Below are 6,039 nucleotides of genomic sequence, written 5' to 3'. Positions count from 1 at the left end.
GGGGCGGCGCCCTCCATCAGCACTGTCACCATCTCCTCCTCGTAGGCGTGGCGGTGCGCCGGCGGATAGATCGCCAGCAGGCGGCGGTACCGGATCTCGAGCGGTGCGGTCACGCGGGTGCCCCTCCCAGGTCGTGCCGGGCGCGCAGCCGGCCCTCGGCCAGAGTGGCCTGCTGGCGCAGGCGGCTGCTCTCGGCGGCCAGCCGCTTCTCCCCGACCCCCGTGAGCCGGTAGTAGCGGCGCAGCCGGGACTGCACGACCTCCTCCCGGTCGACCTCGATGAGGCCGTCGGTGCGCAGCCGGTCGAGCGCGGCGTAGAGGGTGCCCGCCCGCAGCCGGACCCGGCCGTCGGTCATCCGGGCCACGTCCTCGATCACGGCGTAACCGTGCTGGGGGCCCGCGGCCAGCGCGGTGAGCACCAGGAAGGTCGGCTCGCGCATGGGTGTGTCGGTCATGGCGGCAGCATATACCGATGACAGGTATATACGGCAAGCGGTTTGTACTTTGGAAGCCGGGTAAGCATCGGGGACCGAGACGAAGGAGCGCCGGATGAGCGTGCCGTACTACCTGGCCGCGGAGACCGAGCCCAGTCAGCTGGGTGGCCTGACCGGCTGGGTGGCATCGGTCATCGAGTCGCTCGGCGAGCTGGGCGTCGGCCTGCTCGTGGCCCTGGAAAATTTGATCCCGCCCATTCCCAGCGAGATCGTGCTGTCCATGGCGGGCTATCTGGCCGGTTCGGGCCGGGTCAACCTGGTGCTGGTGGCCATCGCCGCCACCGCGGGCTCGGTGCTGGGCGCCCTGGCGCTCTACTGGCTCGGCTACGCGCTCGGTGAGGAGCGGCTGCGCCGCTGGCTGGACCGCATCCCGCTGGTCGACGCCGACGACCTCAACCTGGCCGACCGCTGGTTCGAGCGGCACGAGAAGGGCGCGGTCTTCTTCGGCCGGATGGCTCCGGTGGTCCGCAGCCTGGTGTCCATCCCGGCCGGCGCCAACCACATGAAGCTGGGCATGTTCACCCTGCTCACCACCATCGGCAGCGGACTGTGGAACTGCCTGTTCATCGGCGGTGGCTACGCCCTGGGCTCCCGGTGGCAGCAGTTGGAGAAGTACAGCAACTGGTTCGACTACGCGATCATGGCGTTCTTCGCGGTGGCGATCGGCAGCTGGGCGATCAAGAAGGTGCGCAAACGGCGACGCGCGACCGCGGATCGGTGAGATCCACGGCCGCGCGCCAGGGGAGAAACGGTGCCTAGAAGCCCGCGCTGATCTTGGTGAAGGCCCAGTCGGACTGCGCGATGCCACTGCAGTCGGAGACCACGCCGCCGCCGGCGCAGCCGCGGTCCCGGTTGACCGCCCAGAAGGTGAACCGGGCGAGGTTGTTGTTCCTCGCGTAGTCGCGGATCCGGGTCCAGGTCTCGGTGCTGGTCAGCTCCTGCTGGTCGGACAGGCCGTTCATGCCGGAGATACCCAGGTGCGAGTACGCCTGCGCGTCGCTCCAGCCGAAGGTGGTCTTGAGCAGGTTCTTCAGACCCTCGGAGGCGCCGACCGTGCTGCCGTACATGTCAGCGCCGCCACCGAAGTCGAACGGCATCTGGGTGAAGATGTCGATGTTCGCGCCGAGCGCCTTGGCCTGCTGCACCAGCCGGGTGCCGTAGTAGTTCGGGCCGGTCGGCGAGGTGCCGAAGGTGAGGATGGTCTTCACCGAGGGGTTCTTCTGCTTGACGATCTTCAGCGCGCCGAGGATGCGGTCCTGCACCACGGTGTTCTCGAACTCGTCGCTGTTCTCGATGTCGATGTCGATCGCCTTCAGTCCGAAGGTGTCGATCACCTTCTGGTACGCGCCGGCGAGCGCTTCCGGGGTGGCGCAGTTCGGGCCGAGCTTGTTGCCGCTCCAGCCGCCGATCGACGGGACGACACTGCCGCCGGCCGCCTTGATCGCGTTGATGGTGCTCTCGTGCGAGCCGCCGGTCAGGCCGCCCTCGCCGTCCCAGACCGGGTTGCAGCCGTTGGCCAGCACGAACGCGATGGTGAAGGCCTTGATGCCGGTGGCGTTCATGACCGTCGACGGCGCCGGCGGGTTGCCCCAGCCGGGGTAGATGTACGGCGCGGACGCCATCTTGGTGCCGGTCGCCGGCGGGGTGGTCGGCCCGGTGGTCGGGGGCGTGGTCGGCGGGGTCGTGGGGTCGACCACGCCGCCGCAGGCGCCCTTGTCGGCCCAGACGCCCCACTGCCCGCTGGCCGTCGGGACCTCGCCCTGCGTCCACCACTTGGCGGTGTAGTTCTTCGCCTGGTACGAGACGGTGTTGTCCTTCAGGTAGACCGCCGAGGAACTCCAGGCCGGAGCACAGGCGACGGCGGCCGAGGCGCCCGGCGCGAGCAGGACGGTGGTGCCGACCCCGGCTGCGGCCAGGACCACCGCTAGCGCGGCGGCGTACTTCTTCTGCAATTTCATGGGGGATCTCTCCAGTGGGGGAAGGCTGGCGATCAGGGCAGGGTGGACAGGTGCGGCTTGATGGTGTTGGCCCAGCCGTTGCCGGCGGTGACGTCCCAGTTGATCGACCAGGTCATCGCGCCGCGGATGCCGGGATAGGTGCGCGGCGGGCGGAACGAGCCGCAGTTGGTGCCGCGGGCCAGGCAGTCGAGGGCCTGGTTGACCACGGACGGCGAGACGTAGCCGCCGCCGGCCGCGCTGGTGGTCGCGGGCAGGCCGAGCGCCACCTGGTCGGGACGCAGCCCGGCCTCGAGCTGGATGCAGGCCAGCGCGACCAGGAAGTTGACCGTGCCCTGGCCGTACGCGGCGTTCTGGTCGCAGCCGAGCATCGCGCCGGAGTTGTAGAACTGGGTGTGGACGACCGTGAGGATGTCCTTGATGTCGAGCGCGAGCTTGAAGTAGGACCCGGCCGGGTTCTGCATGTCGATGGTCTGCGGCGCCATCGTGATGATCAGGTTGGCGCCGGCCTTGGCGCGCAGGCTGCGCAGCGCCTGGCCCATGTAGGTCGGGTTGAGCCCGTTCTCCAGGTCGATGTCGACGCCGTCGAAGCCGTACGTCTGCATCAGCGAGAAGACCGAGTTGGCGAAGTTGGTCGCCGCGCCCGCGTCGTTGACGCTGACCGAGCCCTTCTCACCGCCGACCGAGATGATGACCTTCTTGCCGCGCGAGTGAAGCGTCGCGATGTCGGCCTTGAACTGCTCGTTGGTGTAGCCGCCGACCGAGGCGGAGAGTCCGGCGTCGATGGTGAAGGAGACCGCGCCCGGGGTGCTGGTGGCGTCCGCGAAGGCCACCGCGACCAGGTCGTAGGTGCTCGGCACGGCGGCGAGCTTGAGCTCGTTGGCCGGATTGTCGAAGTTCTGCCAGTAGCCGGTGATGAAGTGCGCCGGCAGCGTGCCGTTGCTCGGCGGCACCGTGGTGGGCGGCGTCGTCGGCGGCGTGGTGGGTGGGGTGGTCGGCGGGGTCGTGGCCGGCGGGGTGGTCGGCGTCGTCCCGCCACCGCAGGCTCCCTTGTCGGCCCAGACGCCCCACTGCCCGCTGGCGGTGGGGACCTCGTTGGTGGTCCACCACTTCGCGGTGTAGTTCTTCGACTGGTACGAGACGGAGTTGTCCTTGACGTAGATCGCCGAGGAGCTCCACGCCGGGGCACAGGCGGTGGCCGCGCTCGCGGAAGATCCTATGTAGACAGCGGAGCCGGCGGCCGCGAGGGCGGCGGACACGGCGAGGACCAGGGATCGGCGCATGGGGGTGGGCCTTCCACGTCGAACAGTTAGGTTCATTGATTATTAGGACTGTTAACAGAACTAGTCCAGACCCCCGGCACCTTAAAGTTCTTTAAGGTGCGCGGGCCGGCGGCGCTGGTCACGCCCCCGGCCCTTATGCGTACGTATTGAACGAAGTCGCTACCTGCGGAACTGGATCCAGTTCACGTTGACGAAGTCGGCCGGCTGTCCACTGGTGAAGGTCAGGAAAACCGTGTGCCGCCCGGACACGTTGGCCACGTTGGCCGGCACCGACCGCCAGGACTGCCACCCGCCGGTGTTGGCCAGCGCGAAACTGCCGATCGGCGCGTTGCTGCGACTGTCGACCCGGACCTCGACGAGGCCACTGACGCCGCCCGCCGCCCCGGAGGAGACCCGGCCCACGAAGTCGCGTACCCCGCCGGTGCCGAAGTCGACGTTGTCGAACTGCAGCCAGTCACCGTTGCTGATGGCGCCGACGTTCTGACCGCCCTCGGACGACGTCTCCTTGATCACCGACGACGCGGCGTTGTACGACTCGGCCTCGATCTGCCCGTACGCGTTGCGCACGCCACCGGCCGGCGGCGTCGTGGGCGGGGTGGTCGGCGGCGTGGTGCCACCCGAACCCGAGCGGTACACGGCCACGTAGTCGACCAGCATCGGCACGCCCGACTGGGTCGCCCCGGTAGGTCCGCCACCGAACGCGGCCGGGAAGCCGCCGCCCATCGCCACGTTCAGGATGATGAACACGCCGCGGTGGGTGGCGTTGTTCCACGTCGTGGCGTCCATCTGGTTCGCGCTGACCTGGTGGTACTGCGCGCCGTCGAGGTAGAAGCGCAGCTGCTCCGGGGAGACGCTGCGGTCGTACTCGACCGCGTACGTGTGGAAGGCGGTGCCGCAGGTCGGGCAGGACTTCTCGCCGCTGCCCAGGCCGGTGGTCTCGTTGCAGGGACCGCCCGGGTTGACCCCGCAGTGCAGGGCCGAGAAGACCGAGGGCCGGCCGTTGATCGACTCCATGATGTCCCACTCGCCGATGCTCGGCCAGTTGGTCGCGCCGACCGGCCGGGCCGCGTCACCCAGGGTCCAGAACGCCGGCCAGTAGCCGGCGGCCGCCGCCCCCGTGACGTTCGGCTGCTGCAGGCGGCCCTCGATGCGCAGCTTGCCGCCGGCCGGCGCGGCGAAGTCGGTGCGCTGGGTCTCCACCCGGCCGGAGGTCCAGTTGCCGGCCCCGTCCCGGATCGGCTTGATCGCCAGGTTGCCGTTGCCGTCGTGGTAGACGTTCTGCGTCGAGTCGGTCATCCGCTCGACCTCGCCGGTGCCCCAGTTCGCCGCGCCGCCGGGGTAGCCGGTGCCGATGTCGTAGATCCAGTTGCTGCGGTTCAGCCCGGTGCCCGCGGCGCCGGTGAAGTCGTCGCTGAAGATCAGGCTCATGCCCGAGGGGGCGGGCGGTACGGCCGCGTCGGCCTGCGCCACGAAGACGGCCGAGGCGCCTCCGGCGATCACGACAGCGGCGGCAGCGAGCAACCGCCGGCGCCACTTGTTCGGGGTGCTTCTCATGACAACGGGCCTTTCAGGGGGATGGGGATGAGCTGCTGAGAGCGCTCTCTGGAAGTTTCCGCCCTGTTACGAAAGCTGTCAATATGCATGACTACCGATTGACCGCCGGTGTGGGACGACGCCAAACCGCCTGCTCAAGAGCGGTCCAGGCGGCCGACGTGACCAGATAGAGGCCACCGGCGAGCGGCAGCCAGGCCACCATCACCACCGTCAGGAACGGCAGCACGGACATGATCCGGGGCAGCAGGGTCGCACCGGGCTGGGCCGGATCGGCCGGAGCCGGCTGCAAGCGCCGGACGCGACGCGAGGACCACCACGCCAGCGCGGTCGCCAGCGCCAGCAGCACGGCGAAGACCGGCAGGCCGGCCGCCAGGTGCGCGGTCAGCGGCACGCCGAGCAAATGGCCGCCGAGCACACCGGTGGGCGTACCGGCACCAGGCTGCACCAGGTGGTACATCAGCATGAAGAACGGCGCCTGGGCCAGCGCGGGCAGCATCGCGGCGAACGGGCCGGCGCCGTTGGCGCGTTGCAGGGCGAGCGTCTCGGTGGCCAGCAGCACCGGATCGTCGCGGTGCCGCTCCCGCAGTGCCGCGAGTTCGGGTGCCAGCGCGGCACCGCGCCGGGCGGAACGGGCCTGCAACCAGGTGAGCGGGCTGATCAGCAGCCGGACGGCGACGGTGAACAGGACGATGGCCAGGCCTGGTTGCTGCCGAAGCCACCGCAATCCGAGGTCTCGAAGGCACTCGAGGTGCAG

6 protein-coding genes are annotated in these 6,039 nt (G+C 69.5%); 1 reads left to right on the top strand and 5 read right to left on the bottom strand.

All coding sequences use genetic code 11. The annotated features are described in order from the left end of the window. Positions 1–109 precede the first annotated feature (109 nt). Positions 110–454 (bottom strand): PadR family transcriptional regulator, encoded by a 345-nt coding sequence (locus AB0C29_RS29470; protein ID WP_360826756.1) that lies wholly within the window; start codon positions 452–454, stop codon positions 110–112. A gap of 94 nt (positions 455–548) precedes the next feature. Between AB0C29_RS29470 and AB0C29_RS29465 the strand changes: the two genes are divergently transcribed. After that, positions 549–1,214: a DedA family protein gene (locus tag AB0C29_RS29465; protein ID WP_360826753.1), complete on the top strand. Its 666-nt coding sequence runs from the start codon at positions 549–551 to the stop codon at positions 1,212–1,214. Positions 1,215–1,248: 34 nt separating this feature from the next. On the opposite strand, the gene AB0C29_RS29460 is transcribed toward AB0C29_RS29465, so the two are convergent. From AB0C29_RS29460 to yidC, 4 genes are all read right to left on the bottom strand, one after another. Further along, entirely contained in the window at positions 1,249–2,451 is a 1,203-nt protein-coding gene (locus AB0C29_RS29460) for a carbohydrate-binding protein (protein WP_360826748.1), read from the bottom strand. Between the two features lie 32 nt (positions 2,452–2,483). Further along, positions 2,484–3,731 (bottom strand): glycosyl hydrolase family 18 protein, encoded by a 1,248-nt coding sequence (locus tag AB0C29_RS29455; protein ID WP_360826745.1) that lies wholly within the window; start codon positions 3,729–3,731, stop codon positions 2,484–2,486. Positions 3,732–3,890: 159 nt separating this feature from the next. Then, positions 3,891–5,285, bottom strand: a complete 1,395-nt coding sequence (locus AB0C29_RS29450; protein WP_360826742.1) for a carbohydrate-binding protein — start codon at positions 5,283–5,285, stop codon at positions 3,891–3,893. A gap of 91 nt (positions 5,286–5,376) precedes the next feature. After that, a partial coding sequence (yidC, locus tag AB0C29_RS29445; protein WP_360826739.1) for a membrane protein insertase YidC occupies positions 5,377–6,039 on the bottom strand: 663 nt, incomplete at its 5' end.

This window comes from Actinoplanes sp. NPDC048791, from assembly GCF_040650095.1.
Lineage (GTDB): Bacteria > Actinomycetota > Actinomycetes > Mycobacteriales > Micromonosporaceae > Actinoplanes.
The sequence above is the reverse complement of the archived record's forward strand: the minus strand, read 5'-3'. Positions and strand labels throughout refer to the sequence as shown.

What these genes read in the sequence shown, in the direction of transcription:
- AB0C29_RS29460 (WP_360826748.1), bottom strand. Translation starts at nt 2,451, where the DNA reads ATGAAATTGCAGAAGAAGTACGCCGCCGCGCTAGCGGTGGTCCTGGCC.
- AB0C29_RS29455 (WP_360826745.1), bottom strand. Translation starts at nt 3,731, where the DNA reads ATGCGCCGATCCCTGGTCCTCGCCGTGTCCGCCGCCCTCGCGGCCGCC.
- AB0C29_RS29465 (WP_360826753.1), top strand. Translation starts at nt 549, where the DNA reads ATGAGCGTGCCGTACTACCTGGCCGCGGAGACCGAGCCCAGTCAGCTG.
- AB0C29_RS29450 (WP_360826742.1), bottom strand. Translation starts at nt 5,285, where the DNA reads ATGAGAAGCACCCCGAACAAGTGGCGCCGGCGGTTGCTCGCTGCCGCC.
- AB0C29_RS29470 (WP_360826756.1), bottom strand. Translation starts at nt 454, where the DNA reads ATGACCGACACACCCATGCGCGAGCCGACCTTCCTGGTGCTCACCGCG.